The 18,325-nt window shown below is 68.3% G+C and carries 18 protein-coding genes; 10 read left to right on the top strand and 8 right to left on the bottom strand.

Translation table 11 applies throughout. The annotated features are described in order from the left end of the window. Positions 1-128: 128 nt before the first annotated feature. Positions 129-1,166 (bottom strand): FUSC family protein, encoded by a 1,038-nt coding sequence (locus ACFWCH_RS04190; protein ID WP_378802976.1) that lies wholly within the window; start codon positions 1,164-1,166, stop codon positions 129-131. 53 nt (positions 1,167-1,219) lie between these two features. On the opposite strand from ACFWCH_RS04190, the gene ACFWCH_RS04185 reads away from it, so the two are divergent. From ACFWCH_RS04185 to ACFWCH_RS04155, 7 genes are all read left to right on the top strand, one after another. Beyond that, positions 1,220-2,032 (top strand): sugar nucleotide-binding protein, encoded by an 813-nt coding sequence (locus ACFWCH_RS04185; RefSeq protein WP_378802975.1) that lies wholly within the window; start codon positions 1,220-1,222, stop codon positions 2,030-2,032. 203 nt (positions 2,033-2,235) lie between these two features. Next, complete coding sequence (locus tag ACFWCH_RS04180; RefSeq protein ID WP_378802974.1) at positions 2,236-3,615, top strand: ABC transporter substrate-binding protein; 1,380 nt, start codon at positions 2,236-2,238, stop codon at positions 3,613-3,615. 55 nt (positions 3,616-3,670) lie between these two features. After that, positions 3,671-4,558 carry a carbohydrate ABC transporter permease gene (locus ACFWCH_RS04175; protein WP_136036553.1) on the top strand — a complete coding sequence of 296 codons (888 nt, stop codon included), beginning with the start codon at positions 3,671-3,673 and terminating at the stop codon, positions 4,556-4,558. After that, positions 4,558-5,394, top strand: a complete 837-nt coding sequence (locus ACFWCH_RS04170; RefSeq protein WP_136036554.1) for a carbohydrate ABC transporter permease — start codon at positions 4,558-4,560, stop codon at positions 5,392-5,394. Before ACFWCH_RS04175 ends, ACFWCH_RS04170 begins: the two co-directional genes overlap by 1 nt. Beyond that, on the top strand, positions 5,391-6,557 hold the full coding sequence (locus ACFWCH_RS04165) for a Gfo/Idh/MocA family protein (RefSeq protein ID WP_247637938.1): 1,167 nt from the start codon (positions 5,391-5,393) through the stop codon (positions 6,555-6,557). The genes ACFWCH_RS04170 and ACFWCH_RS04165 overlap by 4 nt, the downstream gene beginning before the upstream one ends. Positions 6,558-6,602: 45 nt before the next feature. Next, a complete protein-coding gene (locus ACFWCH_RS04160) occupies positions 6,603-7,487 on the top strand; it encodes an AraC family transcriptional regulator (RefSeq protein WP_378802973.1) in 885 nt (294 codons plus the stop codon). A 33-nt stretch (positions 7,488-7,520) separates the two neighbouring features. Next, complete coding sequence (locus ACFWCH_RS04155) at positions 7,521-8,150, top strand: DUF1684 domain-containing protein (protein WP_378802972.1); 630 nt, start codon at positions 7,521-7,523, stop codon at positions 8,148-8,150. A 12-nt stretch (positions 8,151-8,162) separates the two neighbouring features. On the opposite strand, the gene ACFWCH_RS04150 is transcribed toward ACFWCH_RS04155, so the two are convergent. The 3 genes from ACFWCH_RS04150 to ACFWCH_RS04140 all read right to left on the bottom strand — a co-directional run bounded on the left by ACFWCH_RS04150 (position 8,163) and on the right by ACFWCH_RS04140 (position 11,673). Next, positions 8,163-8,555, bottom strand: a complete 393-nt coding sequence (locus ACFWCH_RS04150) for a hypothetical protein (RefSeq protein ID WP_136036557.1) — start codon at positions 8,553-8,555, stop codon at positions 8,163-8,165. 46 nt (positions 8,556-8,601) lie between these two features. Continuing rightward, positions 8,602-9,795 carry a M23 family metallopeptidase gene (locus ACFWCH_RS04145; RefSeq protein ID WP_378802971.1) on the bottom strand — a complete coding sequence of 398 codons (1,194 nt, stop codon included), beginning with the start codon at positions 9,793-9,795 and terminating at the stop codon, positions 8,602-8,604. A 1,203-nt stretch (positions 9,796-10,998) separates the two neighbouring features. Continuing rightward, the gene (locus tag ACFWCH_RS04140; RefSeq protein WP_136029796.1) at positions 10,999-11,673 is read right to left on the bottom strand and encodes a TetR/AcrR family transcriptional regulator; all 675 of its coding nucleotides are present in this window, start codon (positions 11,671-11,673) and stop codon (positions 10,999-11,001) included. Positions 11,674-11,808: 135 nt separating this feature from the next. Between ACFWCH_RS04140 and ACFWCH_RS04135 the strand changes: the two genes are divergently transcribed. The 3 genes from ACFWCH_RS04135 to ACFWCH_RS04125 are packed head-to-tail and all read left to right on the top strand — an operon-like array spanning position 11,809 to position 14,011. Further along, positions 11,809-12,132, top strand: a complete 324-nt coding sequence (locus ACFWCH_RS04135) for a putative quinol monooxygenase (RefSeq protein WP_115364453.1) — start codon at positions 11,809-11,811, stop codon at positions 12,130-12,132. Positions 12,133-12,158: 26 nt separating this feature from the next. Further along, a complete protein-coding gene (locus tag ACFWCH_RS04130; protein ID WP_136029798.1) occupies positions 12,159-12,851 on the top strand; it encodes an SDR family NAD(P)-dependent oxidoreductase in 693 nt (230 codons plus the stop codon). Then, complete coding sequence (locus ACFWCH_RS04125; protein WP_378802970.1) at positions 12,848-14,011, top strand: low temperature requirement protein A; 1,164 nt, start codon at positions 12,848-12,850, stop codon at positions 14,009-14,011. Before ACFWCH_RS04130 ends, ACFWCH_RS04125 begins: the two co-directional genes overlap by 4 nt. 169 nt (positions 14,012-14,180) lie before the next feature. Here ACFWCH_RS04125 and ACFWCH_RS04120 read toward each other — a convergent pair whose 3' ends face one another. From ACFWCH_RS04120 to ACFWCH_RS04105, 4 genes are all read right to left on the bottom strand, one after another. Beyond that, positions 14,181-14,762: an N-6 DNA methylase gene (locus ACFWCH_RS04120; RefSeq protein ID WP_342589021.1), complete on the bottom strand. Its 582-nt coding sequence runs from the start codon at positions 14,760-14,762 to the stop codon at positions 14,181-14,183. A gap of 87 nt (positions 14,763-14,849) precedes the next feature. After that, positions 14,850-15,155 carry a helix-turn-helix domain-containing protein gene (locus tag ACFWCH_RS04115; protein WP_378803839.1) on the bottom strand — a complete coding sequence of 102 codons (306 nt, stop codon included), beginning with the start codon at positions 15,153-15,155 and terminating at the stop codon, positions 14,850-14,852. A gap of 772 nt (positions 15,156-15,927) precedes the next feature. After that, a complete protein-coding gene (locus ACFWCH_RS04110; protein ID WP_136029803.1) occupies positions 15,928-17,310 on the bottom strand; it encodes a DUF1524 domain-containing protein in 1,383 nt (460 codons plus the stop codon). Further along, positions 17,307-18,320, bottom strand: coding sequence for a DUF4236 domain-containing protein (locus tag ACFWCH_RS04105; protein WP_378802969.1), 1,014 nt, complete (start codon positions 18,318-18,320; stop codon positions 17,307-17,309). Before ACFWCH_RS04105 ends, ACFWCH_RS04110 begins: the two co-directional genes overlap by 4 nt. Between the last annotated feature and the right edge of the window lie 5 nt (positions 18,321-18,325).

Here is an 18,325-nt window from a genome sequence, read left to right as displayed (position 1 = left end):
ATCGAGAGCGCTGTGGAGGCGATTCCCCGATGTCCTCGTGAGCGGTTTACTGACCTTTCCCGTTCGCATCCGGCCGGACGTCTTCCTCTTTGTACCACCGTCGTGCCGCCGAGGCCGGGTGTGCGTGGTCAGCCGGAGGCCGCGTCGCGGGTGAGGCGGCGGCGCAGCGCGGCGGACACCACGGCGACCACGGTGCCGACCGCAACGCCGATGAGGGTCTCGAGCACGCGGTCGGTCAACAGCGCGTCGACCGGGGTCGGGGCCGCGAGGTGCACCATCAGCAGCGCGAGCGGGGTGACGAACACCATCGCGATGCCGTAGTTGCGGCCGATGAACAGCTCCGCGACTCCCTGCAGCACCACGACCAGGGCGATCACGGCGATCGGCGGAAGGTCGAGCGCCAGCACCCCGGCGGCGACGAGCACCCCGAGCAGTGTGCCGACCAGGCGCTGGATGCCGCGGATGATCCGGGCGTTGAGCTGTGCGCCGCTCACGGCCGCGACCGCACCGACCGCCGCCCAGTACCAGTGCGTGCCGCCGAGCAGAAGCCCCGCGATCCCGGCGCCCACGATGGCGACGGCGACCGAGACCGCCATCTCGACCGCGACGGGACCCACGGTGGGGCGCACCTTCGGCGCTCCCTCTCCCGTGGTCCGCGTGGCGACGGCGACGAGCGCGGTGAGAGCCAGGCCGAACAGCACGCTCGCCCCGCCCACCAGCAGCACGGAGCCGAACGAGCCGGCGGTGGCGGGGATGGTCGCGCACGCCCCGGTCGCGAACACCGTGAACAGCGGCCCTGGTGGGTGCCACTGCATCGTGTACGCCAGCAGGGTGACGGCGGCGGCGACGAGCGCGACCACGACCACGCTGACGACCGTCGGGGCGGCCAGGACCGACAGCGCCGTGCCGATCAGCATCGCCGCGAGCAGCACCCCGCCCGCGCTGGCCTGCATGCGGATGCGGTCGCGGAACCCGTCGTGGCGGCCGTAGAGCGCGGCGAAGGCGCCGAAGCTCGCGTAGATGCTGAGGTCGAGCCGGCCGAGCGCCCAGAGCACGAGCAGCGGGACGGCGACGCTCACGGCGGCTCGGATCGCGACGCGGTGGTCGCCGCGGTGCGGGCCGACGCGCAGGACCCCCGTCCACACCCGCCCCTGCGATTCCGCCACCGATCCAGCCTACGTCCGCGCCCGCGGCCCCCGCGCCGTGGGAGGCTGGACGGGTGACCGCCGCCCCGCCTCCTCACCGCACGCTGCTCGTCGGTTTCGGCAAGCTCGGCGCGCGGCTCGCCCCGCGGCTGGTGGCGGACGGGGGAGAGGTCGTCGCCCTCCGCCGCAGCGACGGGCCCCTGCCCCAGGGGGTGACCGGCGTCGTGGGTGATCTCGCCGCCCCGCTGCCCGAGCCCCTGCCCGCGGTCGATGCCGTGGTGGTCACGCTGCCGCCGGGCACGGGCGCCTCCGCGTACCCGTCCGTGCTCGCGCACCTCGCCGCGGCCCTGCCCTCCCGGCCCGCCCGCACGGTCTTCGTCTCGTCCACCGGGGTGTTCGACGGTGCGGGCAGCCCGACCCCGCTCACCGAGCGCGATGCCCCGGAGCCGGTCACCGACCGCGGTCGCGGGCTGCGGGAGGGTGAGCGCGCTGCGGTCGACCTCTTCGGCGCCGTGGTCGTGCGGCCCGCGGGCATCTACGGTCCGGGGCGCGACTTCCTGGTGCGCCGCGTGCGTGAGCAGGCACCCGTGAACCCCCGGCGCCGCACGAACCGCATCCACGAGACCGACCTCGTGCGCACGCTCGACCTGCTGCTGCGGATGCCCGAGCCGCCGTCGCTCGTGCACGCGGTGGACGCGGCTCCCGCCCCGCTGGGCGACGTCGTGGCGTTCCTCGCCGCGCGCCTCGGGCTGCCGGTGCCGCCCGACGACGGCGGCAGCGTGAGCGGCTTCGTCTACGACGGCGCTCTGCTTCGTTCGCTGCTCGGCCACCTGGACTACCCGTCGTTCGAGGACGGCTACGCCGACATGCTCGAGCGCGGCGCCTGACCCCCGCCACATCGGGGCTCTGGGGTGTGGACCGGCCGGGAGGCCGACCCCAGGACGCGCCAGGGTGACCGTCTGGTGCTAGCACAGAACGGTCACCACCCGCCGTGATCGAGCGATCTCCGTGCGCTCGGATTGACTTGTCTGACGTCTGATATCTAGCGTCGGAGTGTCCGAGCTATGCACCAGCAACAAAGGAGTTCCTCATGGCTTTCCCCTACCCCGATAAGGGAACGCGCGCCCGCCTGCGCACCATGACCCTCGCCGCGGCCACCGCGGTGAGCGTCATGACTCTCGCCTCCTGCGCCGGCACGAGCCCCGACTCCGATACATCAGCAGGAGACGGCGAGCTCAGCGGCGACGTGGTCTTCTGGCACAGCTTCACGCAGGGCCCGCGCGCCGAGTACATGGAGCGGATGGCCGAGGAGTTCGAGGCCGAGCACCCCGACGTCGACATCACCATCGAGACCTTCAGCTGGGGCGAGTTCCAGACCAAGTGGACCACCGGCCTCGCCGCCGGGCAGGTGCCCGACCTGTCGACCGCCCAGCCCAACCAGGTCGTGCAGATGATCGACGTGGGCGCTCTCGCCCCGGTCGACGACGTGATCGACGCGATCGGGCGCGACCGGTTCACCGAGGCGGCGCTCGGCGAAGGCACCCTCGACGGTGTCTCCTACTCGCTGCCGATCTACTCGCACGCCCAGGTCATGTGGTACCGCGCCGACCTGCTCGAAGCGGCCGGCCTCGACGTCCCGGAGACCTGGGACGAGCTGAAGGAGGCGGCCGTCGCGCTCACCACCGGTCCCGACCAGTACGGGCTCGCGGTCCCGATGGGCACGAACGACCTGATGGGCACGCGCTTCCTCAACTTCTACCTGCAGTCGGCGGGCGAGAGCCTGCTGAACGAGGACGGCCGCGCCAACCTCACCTCCGACGCGGCCATCGACGGCATCGAGTACTGGGTCGACATGTACGAGAAGACCTCGCCGGAGGGCAGCGTCAACTACAACGTGCTCGACCAGGCGACGCTGTTCTACCAGGGCAAGACCGCCTTCGACTTCAACTCCGGGTTCCAGATCTCCGGCGTCGTCGGCACCTCGCCGCAGCTGGAGTCGGTGATCAAGGCCGCCCCCCTGCCGCGCCTGAAGGCCGGTGACGAGGTGTACGGCGGAGAGACCTCCAACATCGCCACCGTCGTCTGGGAGAAGAGCGACGTGCAGGAGGAGGCGAAGGCGTTCCTGGAGTTCCTCTACCGCGACGAGGACTACATCGACTTCCTCCACTCGGTGCCGGGCGGCATGCTGCCGTCCCTGCAGGACATCGCGGAGAACGAGGGCTACCTCGACGACGAGACCCTGCAGCGGCACGCCGACAGCGTCGCCGTGATCAGCGAGGCCGTGCCGGCCGGGACCGCCATCGGCATGGAGACGGGTCCGCTCGTGCAGTCCGGCATCCTCACCAGCCAGGCCGTCATCGAGAAGATGCTGCAGGACATCGTCCTCAACGGCACCGACGTCGAGACCGCGGCGAAGGCGGCGGAGGATCAGCTCAACCAGCTGTTCGTCTCGTCCGGTGTTTCGTTCTGAGCCCCGCCCCGGGTCCGGTCGCCCCGCGCGACCGGACCCCGGGTCCTCCGTGATCATGCGCTCCCGCCGCACCGTCCATCTCACCGGCGTGCTGTTCGTCGCGCCGTCGCTGCTGATCGTCGTCCTGCTGCTCTTCTACCCGGTGGTGTCGAGCGTCGTCTACAGCTTCACCAACCGCCACCTGCTGCGCCCCGCCGTCGACTTCGTCGGCATCGACAACTTCGTCGCCGTGCTGCAGAGCGAGCAGTTCTGGAACGCCTTCCGGGTGTCGTTGCTGTGGACCGTCGCGTCGATCGCCGGGCAACTCCTCGTGGGGTTCGTCGCCGCGATCGCCCTCAACCGCATCCGCCACCTCACCGGCCTGTTCCGCACGCTGCTGATCATCCCGTGGGCGTTCCCGGCCATCGTGATCGCGTTCGGCTGGCGCTGGATCCTCAACGACGTGTACGGCTTCCTGCCCAACCTGCTCACGCGGCTCGGCCTCACCGCGCAGAACGTGAGCTTCCTGTCCAACCCCGACGCGGTGATGCTGACCGTGCTCGCCATCAACATCTGGTTCGGGGCGCCCCTGTTCATGGTGAACATCCTCGCGGCGCTCAAGACCGTGCCGGCGGAGCAGTTCGAGGCCGCCACCGTCGACGGCGCGAACGCCTGGCAGCGGTTCGCGTTCATCACCCTCCCGCACGTGAAGAAGGTGGTCGGACTGCTCGTGATCCTCCGCAGCATCTGGGTGTTCAACAACTTCGAGCTGCTGTTCCTGCTCACCGGCGGCGGCCCCGCCGGGCTCACCGAGACCCTGCCGATCTTCGCGTACCGCACCGGCTGGGGGCTGCAGCAGCTCGGCGTCGCCTCCGCCATCACCGTGCTGCTGCTCGTGTTCCTGCTGCTCCTCGGAGGCCTGGCCTTCCGACTGCTCAACCGCTGGGACCGGAAGGACGCCTGATGTCGACGAGAACCCTGCGGCGCCTGTCCGCCGCCCCCGCCTATCTGTTCCTCACCGTGCTCGCGGTCGTGTCGGTGTTCCCGCTCGTGTGGATCATCACATCGAGCTTCAAGAGCTCGGGGGAGCTGGCCACCGACCCGATCGGCTTCTGGCCCGACTCGTTCACGATCGACCACTACACCCGCGTGCTGTTCGACCTGGGCATCCTGAACAACCTCGGCAACAGCCTGTTCATCGCCCTGTCGACCACCGTCGTCACGATCGCGGTGAGCTCGACGTGCGCCTACGGCATCGTGCGCTTCTTCCCGCGCGTCGGGCAGAAGCTCACGCAGATCCTCATCAGCACCTACATGTTCCCGCCGATCCTGCTGGCGGTGCCGTACACGCTGATCATGATCTCGCTCGGCCTGATCAACACGTATGCCGGGCTCGTGCTCGCCTACCTCTCCTTCTCGATCCCGTACGCGGTGTGGATGCTGACCGCGTTCTACCAGACCGTCCCGGTCGAGATCGAGGAGGCCGCGCAGGTCGACGGTGCCGGAAGGTTCCGCGTGTTCGCGACCATCGCCACGCCCATCGTCGCGCCCGGCATCGTCGCCACCGCGATCTACACGTTCATCAACTCGTTCAACGAGTTCCTGTTCGCGCTGCTGTTCATCAACAGCAGCGACCGCATGCCCATCACGGTCGCCCTGTACTCCCTCAGCGGCTCCGAGGTGCTCGACTGGGGCGCCATGCTCGCGGCGTCCGTGGTCGTGGTCGTGCCGTCCGTCGTCTTCTTCCTCGTCATCCAACGCCACATCGCCGCCGGGCTCTCGGAGGGGTCCGTCAAATGAACACATCCGTCGCATCGTCCACCGCCCGCCCCGAGCCCCGCGAGGAGGTGCGCTACGGCCTGGTCGGCTCCGGCTACTTCGGGCTCGCGCTCGGCCGTGGCTTCGACCGCCTCCCGGGCGCCTCGATCACCCGCGTCTTCGACCCGGAGAACGCCGCCGGGGCCGTGCGGGCGTTCGGCGCGGTCGCCACCGCGAGCATCGAGGAGCTGTGCCGCAGCGACGACGTGGACGCGGTGATCGTCGCGTCGCCGAACTGGGCGCACCGCGAGGCCGTGGTCGCGGCGGCGGAGGCCGGCAAGCCGATCTTCTGCGAGAAGCCGATGGCGCTGTCGTTCGAGGACTGCTCGGCGATGGTCGACGCGGCGGACGCGGCCGGCGTGCTGCTCATGTCGGGCCACGTGATGAACTTCATGAACGGCGTGCGCCGGGTCAAGCGGCTCGTCGCCGACGGGGTGCTGGGGGACATCGTGTACTGCCGCGCCGCGCGCAACGGGTGGGAGGAGCCGCAGCCGTCCATCTCGTGGAAGAAGCGGCGCGAGCTGTCGGGCGGACACCTCTACCACCACATCCACGAGCTCGACGTGGTGCAGTTCCTCCTGGGCGTCCCCGAGACGGCGACCATGGTGGGCGGCAACGTGGCGCACCGCGGCGAGCAGTTCGGCGACGAGGACGATCTGCTCCTCATCACGCTCGAGTTCCCCGGCGGCGCGTTCGCCACGCTGGAGTACGGCTCCGCGTTCCGCTGGCCCGAGCACTACCTGCTGGTGCAGGGCACGCTCGGCGCCGCCCGCATCGACATGACCGACACGGGTGTGACGGTGCGGCACTCCGGCCGGGAGGAGCGCTTCCTGCTGCACCGCAGCGAGGAGGAGGACGCACAGCGCACGGCGATCTACGCCTCCAGCTCGACCGACGGCGGCATCATGTACGGCAACCCGGAGACCACGCCGCCGCTGTGGTTGAGCGGCATCGTCGAGGAGGAGACCGCATACTTCCACGGGCTGCTCACCGGTGCCGCACCGGAGCCCGAGTTCGCCGCGCTCACCGACGGCTCCGCGGCGCGGTCGTCGATCGCCACCGCCGACGCCCTCACGCTGTCGCTCGCCCAGGACCGCAAGGTGCGCATCGCCGAGATCCTGGAGGGCGCCCGTGCGCACGCGTGACCTGCCGGCCCGATACGATCGCGACATCGAGGTGGGGTCGGCGGCGTGACGGAGTCGGCCTGGTCGTCGCTCGGAGCGGCTGCCGCGGAAAGGGTGACGGTGGGAGCGATCCGGCTCAGCGTGCTGCACGCCGAGGCGTTCCGTTTCCCCGCTCCCTGGACGTTCCCGCCGTCGGAGCTGCCGTACTCGATCCTGCGGCTGGTCCACTCCGGCACGGGGGAGATCGCGTTCGACGGGGCGCGGCACAGCGTGTCCGCCGGTGACCTGGTGTTCATCCACGAGGGTGCCGTGCTGAGCTGCCGTGCCACGTCGTCGGACTTCGCGTTCGGCTCGATCCGGTTCTCCGCCTCGCTCGACGCGCAGGGCAGCGTCGCGGTCGGCATCGCGGTGCCGGCGGTGTCGGACGCGGGGGCGCACCCCGTCGTGCGCGCGAACTTCGACGCCGTGATCGACGCGTGGGAGGGGGCGTCCGCGGGCCGGGCGCTGCTCGCCTCGGGTCACCTGGCCGTCGTGCTCGGCACCACGGCGGAGCTGATGGCCGACCGGGGCGTGACGGTCGCGCCCCCGTCGCGTCGCCGCGGGGTGCGGGCGCCCGTCCGCGCCAGGGATCCGCGCATCGCCCGCGTGGTCGACCACCTGCTGCTGGACGTGCGCCGCACGCCCGACGTCGCGACCCTGTGCGCGCTGGCCCACATGAGCGAGTCCACGCTGCGCCGCACGTTCAAGGAGCAGACGGGGAAGACGATCGTCGCGTTCCTGCGCGAGGCGCGCATCTCGATCGCCGCGCGGCGGCTCGCGTTCGGCGACGACCCCATCGCGCGCGTCGCGGAAGACGTCGGCCTGCCCGACGCCAACTACTTCTCCCGCAGTTTCCGCGAGGTGCTGCGGGTCACCCCGACCGAGTATCGCCGCCTGACCGCGCAGACCTGATCCCGCCCGCGCGAGGCGAACTAGCCTGGGGTGATGACGAGCTCGAGCGCCCGTGCGGCGGTGGACGTGGTCGACTGGCGGCGGCGGGTGTTCGCCCTGTACGAGGCCGTGCGCCGCGCGGACTCCCCGGAGGAGGCGCACGAGCTGTGGCGCATCGAACGCGATGAGCTCATGCTGCACCACCTGGCCACCCCGCTGCTGCCGGAGGATCGGGTGCTGTTCGAGGGGCTGCCCATCGCGCCGTACGACCCGCAGTGGCGGTTCGCACTGCCGATCCTGGAGGCGGAGCCGGCGGCGTTCGAGTTCGCGACGGGTACCGACGGCCTGGTGCCGTTCGAGCGCGTCGGTGTGGTCGAGGTCCCCGACGCCGGAACCCTCGACGTGTGGCGGCTGCGCTCGTACGGCGGCGGGCTGTTCGTGCCGGTGCGCGATGCATCAGCCGGGCATCCGGGCGGCACGTACGGCGGTGGGCGCTACCTGCTCGACACGATCAAGGGTGCCGACCTGGGCGGGGATGCCGCGCGCGGCACGATCGTGCTCGACTTCAACTTCGCGTACAACCCCTCGTGCGCGTACGACCCGGCGTGGGCCTGCCCGCTCGCACCTCCGGGGAACGTGCTGCCCGTGGCCGTTCCGGTGGGGGAGCGGTACGACGGGGCATAGACCGCGCCCGCGTCAGCCGAGGAACAGCGGCACGAACGAGCCGATCAGCCCGAGCACCCCGACCGCGGTGAACACGATCCCGAGCGTGCGCACGACGCGCCGGGCGTGCGGCGGTTCGCCCACCCGTGCCCTGGCGGGGTTGTGGCTGCTGACGACGCCCGTGGTGAAGCCGTCGTCCGCGGTCGAGGATTCGCCGTGGCGCAGTGGTCGCTCGTGGAAGTCGCCGCCCGCGAACCACCGGGCGATCGTGGCGCCGTCGCGCTCGATGATCGCGATGTCGACCGGGAGCCACGGGCCCTCGGCCAGCCGCATGAGCAGGGCGATCAGCAGCAGCGGCACCCCCACGCCGAGCCCGATCCAGGACAGCACCTCGCCGACGAGGGCGAGGGTGTCGACGGGCGGCATGATCCCATCGTAGGGACGCCGGACCGCGGGAGCGTGCGCGCCGCGGTCAGCTCACGTTGTCCCTGAGCCACGGCAGCGGGTCGATCGCGACCGTGTTGATGTGCACCTCGAAGTGCAGGCACGAGCCGAACACGTAGCCGGTCGAGCCGACGTCGCCGAGGTACTGGCCGGCCTCGACGCAGTCACCGACCTCGACGGCGCGCGTGCCGTTCTTCATGTGCGAGTACACGGTGCTGACCGCCTGGCCGTTCACGATGCTCTCGACCTGGATCGTGACGCCGTAGCCCTGATAGCTCTCCGTGGAGCGCGAGACGCAGCCCTTCATGGCGGCGTTGATGGGGGTGCCGATGCCGGCGGCGAAGTCCTGACCCAGATGCGACCGGCCCGGTCGGGCGGCCCCGAAGCCATCGGTGAACGAGTACGAGCCATCGGCCATCGGCATCACGACCCGGTCGGCGATCGGGATGTCCATCGCGCTGCTGAGCGGCATGCCCGCGGCGATGGCGGCTGCGGCCGCGCGGGCGTGGGTCTCCTTGATCTCCTCCGGCGTGGTCGCCGCGAAGGAGCCGCGCGCGGAGATGGTGGCGCGGATGGCATCGGTGGCCGTGTACGACTGGGCGGCGTCCTTCAGCGCTGCCGCACCGGCGACGGTCGCCACGGCGTGGTCGCCCCCGGGGGCGAGCACCGGAAGGGCGGCCCCGGTGACCATGACGCCGACGGCGAGGACGGCACCGAGCGCCTTGATCTTCGATGCGCCCCGGCCCCGCGGGCGGTCCGTCCGCCGCGGACGCCGCGAGACCCGCGGGATCCGTGGGGTGCGGGCGGTGCGGGATCCGGTCGGTGCGGGGGTGGTCGGCTCGGCGGTGGTGTCAGGCTCGGCGGTGGTGTCAGGCTCGGCGGCCGTGTCAGGCTCGGCGGTCGTGTCAGGCTCGGCGGCGGCGGCGGCGGCGGCGGTCGGCTCGGCGGCGATGGCAGGCTCGGTGGTAGCGGTCGGCTCGGCGGCGGTGGTCGGCTCGCTGGCGACGGAAGTCTCTGCGGGGGAGGCGGGCGCGTCGGCTGCGGCGAGGGTCGGCTCTGCTCCGGCGGCGACCGGAGTCGCTGCTGCGGCGCGGGTGGGGTCTGCGGCAGCAACGGTCCGCGCGGCGGCGGTGGCAACGGTCGGTGCACCCTGCGGCTCGGGACGGAGGGCCCGGGAGCGGATGGCGGCCCGAGTGGCGGGCGGGGACGGGGTCGGCGTCACGGTCGCCGCGGGGGTCGGCTCCTCCGGCGGGGTCGGAGCGGACGTGCGACGTCGGTCGCGGCGCAGCAGGGGCCGGGGGTCGATCGCGGATGCTGCGGGGTCGAGCGGGGCGTTCTCGAGCGAACGTCCGGAGGGCAGAGCAGTCGTGACGGGGTCCTTCCGCGAGCAGATGATCTCGGGTCACGGCCCCTTCGGGAGGACCGTTACCGTCCCGTAACCTACGTTGCCGTTCGGGGAGGCGTCAAATCCTCCGTGCCGGAATTCCTGCTGCGCAGGCTCCCGATGTCGTTGCGCCGCCTGGGCCCGTGGACGAGGGCGGAGTCGTCGCGGAGCATCAGAGTGGCATCGACGAGATCGCACCGGAGGGCGACACCGTGCCGGTGCCGATCGTGCGAAGGGTGGTGGAGGGTGTCACTTCCAAAACTACTCCGGACTGCCGAGCCGCCCTGGTAGTGCTTCTCGGACTGGTGTTTTTGCCGAATCCTGAAGGTCGCGGAGAGGCGCTTTCCATAGCTACTTCAGACAAACGGTTAGCTTAAATCCCAGTTCAATCGAGATTTAAGTCGGGGGTTCTTGAGCTTGAGATCCGCTCTGTGTCGTTGGCTCGGCGAATCGCCCAGTGGCGTCGGAGAGAGCTCTCTGCCCTCGAGGGGGACGGGAGTACGCGCTTCGTGCGGCGCCGCGAGGCTATCCTCCTACTCAGTCCGGCCGATGTACCGCCAGCCGCCGCTCAACATGCAGGTCCCGGTCAGTCTGTCGTTCGAAACCACTCGGAGAATGAAGGAGAGTTGTCGCTACGTTCCCCGGGACGGGTGCTCGTCATCCATTCAAAGTTGGGGCGCCGATGCCCATAGAGGTCGCCGAGAGCTTGAAGAGCCTCAGAAAAAGCGTGGGGCGCAACGCCGGCCTTGACCCGCTCTAGAATCTCGGCGATCTCACGATCCGAGGCGTCCCCCCAGTTGGATGCCCCGACGGGCGGCGTCAATGCACTTCGCTCGAGAAGGCTCCTCGCAGTGTCTACCTGGTCCTTCGAGACGACCGTCCCATCAGATGCACGGCGGCAGCGCGATGGTCTTCAAGTACCACGGCAGCCGTCACCCGCCATCAACCGCGCCTGGGCTGAGGCGCTCGCTTTCACCGCGAACTCTCCCGGGGGCCTGTACCTCGTCCCCGAACCGGCTGACGTCCCGGTCGCGGAGCCCGTCAGTTCGTAACTGCTTCCTGATCCGGTGACTCCGGAAGGGCGGCGATGGCCGGCCACAGGGCGGACGCCACTCGTTCGGGGAGGTCGGCGGGGACGTCGCCGCCGAATCGGTTGAAGTCGGCGAAGTAGCTGCCGAAACACAGGCTGACGATGGTGTCGACATCGATGTCCGCACGCACAGCTCCGCGCTGCTGCAGGTCCTGGAGTACGTCGGTGAGTTCCTGGCAGCGGGGTTGGTTTCCTTGCGCTCTCATCTGCTCGAGCAGGCCCGGCTCCCGTTCGGCCTCGGCCATGAAGTTCCCGTGCAGCGTCATCGCTCGGGGGTTGTGGTAGCGCGGATCGAGGCGGTGGATGGCTTCGACGAACGCGTCCCGGGGGGTGAGCGTGTCGAGATCGAACGGCGGGTATGCCTCCCGCTGTTTGCGCAGCCCGTACTGCAGCGCTTCGACGGCCAGTTCGTACTTGTTCGGCCACCGCCGGTAGAGGGTGGGGCGGGTGACGCCGGCCTGGGCCACGATGTCCCCGATGGTCAGGGCTGAGTAGCCCTTGGTGGCCAGCAACAGTCGGGTGGCGTCGATGATTGCCTCTTCGATGGCGGGGTCTCGTGGACGCCCGCCGTGCGCTGATGTCGGTCGTTCTGACTCGCCGGTTCGCCGCGGCGTCTTCGGGGACATGCTGTTTCCTTTCGGTTACACAACTTGACTGTAACCCAAAGATGCCGCTAGCGTCCCGTTCAGGTTGTTTCGTTACAGCCACTTACTGTAAATATTGCGGTGAATCGTATACCGCGCCTATCGAAGGAACTCATCATGACCGCAACATCCGATGGCTACGTGACCGTGCTGTGGGACGCGACGGCGAAGCCGGGACGGGAGAGCGAGCTGCGAGCGTTCATCACCGCCGCCGTCACGCCCTCGCGCAACGACGCCGGCAACATCGACTACGAAGCCCATGAAGTGGAGGGAGCGCCTGGAGCGTTCGTCATCTATGAGCGGTGGGAGACTCGGGAGCTGCTGGATGCGCATCTCTCCGCACCCCGGATGGTGGCTCTGGTGCCGGAGATGCTCGAACTCATCGATGGTTCCATCGAAGACGGGATCCGCATCCTGCGTCCGTTCCGGCCGGCGGCGTGAGGACGGTGCAGGAGGGAGGTTCTCGGATGACGACGACACTCATCACCGGTGGCAACAGGGGGCTCGGCTACGAGGTGGCCCGTCGCCTGATCGCGGCCGGGCAGAACGTGTGGATCAGCGCGCGAGACTCCACCTCCGGCCGTGAGGCCGCGGAGCGACTCCGTGCCCGTTACGTCCGCATGAACGTGACCGATGACGCGTCGGTGGAGGAGGCGGCGGCTACCATCCGGGACCAGGTGGGGCATCTGGACATCCTCATCAACAATGCCGGGATCCTCGGTGAGGTCGCCGCACCCGACGTGATGACCGCCGACCAGGTGCGTGACGTATACGAGACGAATGTCTTCGGGGTCGTGCGTGTCACCCGCGCGTTCCTGCCGCTGCTCCGCGAGGGAACGGACCCGTCGGTGATCAACGTGACCAGCGGTATGGGGTCGTTCACCCTCACCCAGGATCCGAACCGTGTCGAGTCGCAGTACGTGCTCGCCGCCTACGGGTCCTCCAAGAGCGCCGTGACGATGTTGACCACGCAATATGCGAAGACAATCCCCGAGGTGCGCTTCAACGCGGTGGACCCCGGGCAGACCGCCACGGACTTCACCGGCAACGTCGGGCAGACCGTGGTGGAAGGAGCCGAAGCGGCGGTCCGGATCGCCACAATGGGCTCCGCGACGCCCACCGGAACCGTCACCGATAAGGACGGCACCCTACCGTGGTGAATGAGCAGCTCCGGCGTCGTGAGGGCGCTGCGCTCCAGCGTGCGGCGACGCTGGAGCTGTTCTACGATCTCGTGTTCGTCTTCTCGATCACACAGATCTCCCATCTCCTCCTCGACGAGCTCACCTGGGCGGGGGCCGGGCGCGCCGTGATCGTGCTGCTCGCCGTGTGGTGGTCATGGAACTACACCACCTGGGCGACCAACGAACTCAACTCCGAGACGAATCCCGTCAGGCTTCTGCTGATCGTTCTGATGCTGGGCAGCCTGCTGATGGCCATCGCCCTGCCGCACGCGTTCGAGGAGCGGGGGCTGCTCTTCGCCGCTGCATATGTGGCGATACAGCTACTACGTCACGGGTTCCTCACCGTCGTCGCCGCCCGACGCGGAAGCGTCGAACGGCAACAGGCCGGCCGAATCATGACCTGGTTCCTCCTCGCCGGTGTGTTCTGGATCGCAGGGGGCCTCACCGATCCCTCCGTCCGAATGTGGTGGTGGACCGTCGCGCTCTGCGTGGACTACCTCGCGCCAATCCTCCTGTACCCGATACCCGGACGCCCGCGACTGATGCCCACCACGTGGCACATCGCAACCACGCACTTCTCCGAGAGGTTCGGACTGTTCGTGATCGCCGCTCTCGGCGAGACCGTCATCCTCACCGGCGTCACGGCAACATCACACGACCTTAACGCGGCGACGGTGGCGGCGCTGATCATCGCGTTCATCAGCACCGCGGCGATGTGGTGGCTGTACTTCCTCACGACCAGCAAGATCGGCGAACATGCCCTGCGAGGCGACGACACCCGAACGCGGCGGGCCCGAGACGTCTACACCTACGGTCACATCCTAGTGATCGCCGGCATCATCCTCTCTGCTGTCGGAGACGAACTCGTCATCGCCCGCCCCCTCCACCCTCTCGCCACCGCCGAGCGGGTCGCCGTGACCGCAGGCCCGATCCTCTTCCTCCTTGCGCAACTGCTCATCGAGCTCAGGGCCACCGGCCGCATGACACCGGCGCGACCGCTCGCGATCCTCATATGCGCTGCGGTCGCAGTTCTGGGCGCGAGCCTGCCCGGCCTGACCATCAGCACCACCATGGCGGGGATCCTCGTCCTCGTCGCCATCACCGACGACCGCACCGCACGGCGCCCGCAGAGGTGCTGAGGTCTGGATTCTGCCAGGTGTGGCCAGTGCTGCCAAGGTCACCTGGGCTGGAGTTTGCCATACTCCCGACTGGGATCCGAGGGCTCTGCCCAGGTTGCCAAGTTGTAGTGAGTATTCATAAGGGAAAAGTAAGTAAGTAGTAAAAGGGGCCAACTTCGCTCTCATCCCCCTACAGGGGTACGTTCCGCACTTGGCAACCTGGGCAGATCGCGCCGATCCCTTCTCCCGGCAGGGATCGAGGCCCCTCCCCGCCTGGGCAGGGGGTGGGCAATGCACCAAATGTGCGCAGTTTCCCCGCAGTCTGCTCGATTCGCCGCAGGGTAGTAGGCGAGAGAGAGTCGCGGGAAGCACCCCCCGGTCGAGCAGCCCACGGTTGCCGAGCGTGCCGCGGCCGATGCAGGGAGGGCGAGTCGTCGGGACCGAGCTCGTTGCGCTTCGAGCCAAGCCCCTTGCGCATCTTGCGGAAGAGCTTCGTGCCGTCTATGAGCTGTACCCGGCCCGTGCGCTCGGCGCTTTTCTTGGCCGAGAGCACCCAGACGTAGGTGGCGATGCCGGTGTTGTAGAACATGTCGGTGGGTAGCGCGATGATTGCTTCGAGCAGATCGCACTCGAGCACCCACGTGCGAATGTTGGACTCGCCTGACCCTGCTCCACCGGTGAACAGCGGGCTGCCATTGAGGACGATGGCAGCCCGCCCGCCTTCATCCGAGGCGGAGCGCATTTTCGAGATGAGGTGCATGAGGAACAACATCGATCCATCCGAGACGCGCGGCAGGCCAGGTCCGAACCGTCCCGCGAATCCGCGCTGAGTATGTTCGTCCGTGACGGCCTTCTGCTGCTACTTCCAATCGACGCCGAACGGCGGATTAGAGAGACCGTAACTGAACGTCGCGCCAGCGTGGCTGTCCTTGATGAGGGTGTCGCCGAAGAAGATGGGGCATCGACCGACTGGCCTTTGACGGTCATGTCGGCCTTGCAGATCGCGTACGACTGCGGGTTGATCTCCTGCCCGGCGAGCGTCAGCGTCGGCGGAGGGAGTGAGGCGGCCTCTCTCGATCCCCGAGATGACAGCTTGAGAAACGTTGGATCGTTCGGCGAGCTCCACTTGGCCCACGTGCTGACTGACGCGAACGTTCCACAGCATCAAGTTCGCGTCGCCCATGGCTCCACCGTTGATGCACCCGCACCGGATCTGCCAAAAATATTTCGGCAGATCTAGTGCGGGTGGACCTGTGGTAGACGAAAACGACAACTGCTGACCAAGGGCACCTTGGCTGGAGTTTCCCCAGTGATTCCAAGGGATCGGGGGCTGTTAGCAAGGTTGCCAAGTAGTAGGTAGTTCATATGAGAGATCAAGAGTAAGTAAGTAGTAAAGGGGGCCCTAGCTACCCTCTGAAATCCCTACAGGGCTACGTTATGCACTCGGTCACCTTGGCAGATCGAGGTGGTCCCCTACTCTCGACTGGCGAAACGGCTCATTCCGGCCTTGGCAGAGTCCTTGGACTGACCGTGACATCAAGATTTTCTGGCGGATCTGCAGCAATCGCCCCGGACTCGCCGCAGGGTAGTCGGTGAGAGAGAGTCGCGGAGAACATATCCCCGGTCGAAGCAACCCATTGGGCTGCCGAGCGGCCGCGACCGTAGCAGGGGGAGGAGTCCTCGCGCCGGGGCCTGTGTTCGACATCTGACAAGTCCACAGCGAACCGCGGCACGCCTGCCGCCCGAGCACGTTCGAGATCCGGCGGAGCTCGAGGTGAGAGCCTGCCTAGCTGCTGCGACCTTCCTCACGGTCGCCACATCCATCATCCGCGGCTGACGACCGCGTAGCGACGGTCGATGTCGCTGTCTGCAGGAGTTGGCCGTTGAGGCAGATGTTGTAGATGGTCGTGCCACTTCAGAGCGTGCTTGCGCATCGCTCATTCGCAAGCGACGCCGTCTCCGTCTCGGTCAAGCTTCCGGCTGTATCCAGGCGAGCCGGCGTAGAGGGGCGAAGCGCCTGCCGCGCGCACCGCATCGCAGTTCGCGTAGAACGTGTTCGCGGGTGGCGCCGGAGCGGGTACCGGCTCTACCGGAGCGGGTGCGGGCTGGATGGGTGCTGGTGCCGGGACCGGCGCTGGATCTGGCTCGACGGGCGCTGGTTCCGATGTCGGCTGCGGAGCGGGTGCAGCGAAAGCTGAGCTAGGTGCGGGCTCGTCCGGGCAGGTCACCAGCACGCGATCCATAGCGTCGTACTCGGCCTGCGTCACCCACAGACCGTAGGTGGCCTTCACCGCTACCTGCCGCGCGACGTAGGCACAGCGAAAGTCTCGGTTCGAGGGCAACCATGTCGCCGCGTCGCCGTCGCCCTTCTGCGCGTTAGCCGAGCCATCGACCGCGAGGAGGTTCAGCGGATCGTTTGCGAAGGTCGCGCGCTGATCTGCAGTGAGCTGTTGAGCGCCCTTCTGCCAGGCGTCGGACAGTGACACGACGTGGTCGATCTGCACCAGCTCGGACGTGCCCTGTCCGCGGGAGAACGCAATCTCGGTTCCGGTAAAGGGATCGGCGAGCGACCCGGAGATCACGCGGCACGGACCCGACCGTGTGGCGTCGGCGAGGTCGCGGGCGAGGATGTCGTTCCGGGTGTCACAGCCGTTGCGGTCGATGTCGAGCCATCGCTGGCCGAACTCGTCTCGGTCGTATCCGGTTTTCGGGGCGCGACCCTTCACCTCGAGGGTGGCGAGAACTGCGAGAGCAGTTTGGTTAGCCGTCGCCGATGCATCCTTCGCAGTGCCGGCCAGACCCGCGAAGGCCTGCACCTCTGACGCGTCATCCGCGAACGGCGTCGCGGATGGAGTGGGCGTTGGACTCGCGGTCGTTGTCGAGACGACATCAGCAGGCGCCTCAACAGCGGTGCTCTCGTCCGTCGGGTAGAGCGCGGTGCTGATGCTTCCGACGACGAAGAAGACCACGGCGGACGCGATGGTCCAGATCACTGCTCGTCGGCGCGAGGTGAAGCGCAGCCAAGTCGGGGTGTTGCGGACAAGGGCGACCACACCGGTGATCGTGACGATCAGCGCGATCAGCGCGACGAGCGGGGAGAGGAAGACTGTTACGAGCACGGCGGCTAGCCCGCCGATAATCCACAGCCAAGTGGGTATCTTTCGCTTCGCTGCTGCGGTCGCGAAGGTTGTCGCGGGCGGAGGAAGCATGCCGGTCGGTGGGGGCGGCGCGGTCTGCGCGCTCCATTGCTGTCCGTCCCACCAGCGGGTCTGCTTGGGATTCTCAGGGTCGGGGAACCAGCCGGCGGGAGGGGTGCTCACGCGCTCACCGCGGCGAGCATCTCGGTGAGTCCGGGATAGGCGGCGTTGTCCGCCAGTACCCGCTCGTAGTCCTTGCGGGCCATGGCCTTCTTCCCTTCGGCGAGATAGGTGTGCCCTCGTGCGACAAGCGCGAGGTGTCGCAGCTCGACGGGGCGCGAACGCACGCGTAGCGCTTCCTTCAGCGCTTCGCGAGCGGCCTCGAAGTACCCCTGTTCACGCAGCGCCGTGCCGCGCTGGATGAGGAGGAACGTCGCTGCGACGTCCTCGTTGGTGAGACCGTTGGTCAGGTCGATGATGTCTGCCCATCTTTCCTGCTCCGCGTAGAGCTCGGCGAGGGACACGGCAGCAACTGTTGTCGGCTCCAGTGCTTCGACGATGGATATGGCTCGCTCGGGATCGCCGGCGGCCTGCTCTAGCTCGGCGGCCAGCAGGCCGAGGGCCTGACGGTCCCACTTCATCATCGCCGTCACGCCGGTCGCAACCGGGATGCTGACTTCGGCTGTATCCACGTACTTGGTGATGAACGGGTCGCTGGTGGGGTCGTATCCAGAGTCGAAAAGCCACCCAAGCAGTACGCGAGCCCGTGCGTCATCGCGGTTCGGAGCAGCCACCCGCAGCACCTCGACCATTGCGGCCGTTGGCGCGGCCGCGGGGGTCTGCTGACCAACCGCATGGATTACCGATGCGTCACCGGGTCCGCTGAGCTGCTTGAACAGTTGCTTCTCCCACGCCGGGGCAGTGAGACCCGGCTTGATCTTCTTCGGCTTCGGTGGAGCTGTCGGTTGTGGTTGCTGCCGCGGACGGGATGCAGGACGCTTCGCGCTGATACTCGACGACTGTGTGTGCGAGATGCCGGTGCCCGGGATCCCGACCGTACGCGTCATGCGCCCGTTGGTGTTCACGCTGACGCGGGCGCCCCGGACACCCGCCGATACACCGATGTTCTTGCTGGATACACTCAGTCGCACGCCGGGCGCGATCTTGATGGACTTGCGGACCTTGAACCCCATAGTTC

This window comes from Microbacterium sp. NPDC060132 (assembly GCF_042729675.1).
GTDB lineage: Bacteria > Actinomycetota > Actinomycetes > Actinomycetales > Microbacteriaceae > Microbacterium > Microbacterium sufflavum.
This window is presented reverse-complemented; position numbering and strand designations above follow the sequence as displayed.